The 280-nt window shown below is 71.1% G+C and carries 1 protein-coding gene; it reads left to right on the top strand.

The window, feature by feature from the left end; all coding sequences use genetic code 11:
* Nucleotides 1-37: 37 nt before the first annotated feature.
* A partial coding sequence (locus tag K6753_RS14620; RefSeq protein WP_223677190.1) for a hypothetical protein occupies nt 38-280 on the top strand: 243 nt, incomplete at its 3' end.

Below are 280 nucleotides of genomic sequence, written 5' to 3' on the forward strand. Positions count from 1 at the left end.
CCCTTGCCGGAGGCCTTGTCGCCCCAATCCGCCCTGGATGGCGCATGCCCTTCCTGCGGCGATGGCGTTCTCCGGCCTGGTGGTGACCATTGGTCTGGCCGAGCAGTTGCAGCAGCTTCTCGCGCTTGAAGCGCGCAGCGTCGGCCAGCAGCGCGTCGAGGTTGGACTGCTCGCGCCCCAGCGCATCGCGCACCGCATCGACCACCCGCGACAGGCGCGAATCGTCACCACGCCCCCAGCCGGGGCCTTGACCGGCGTGCCGCTGCCCACGGCGATGTCC

This window comes from Novilysobacter selenitireducens (genome assembly GCF_020026895.1).
Classification (GTDB): Bacteria; Pseudomonadota; Gammaproteobacteria; order Xanthomonadales; family Xanthomonadaceae; genus Lysobacter_C; species Lysobacter_C selenitireducens.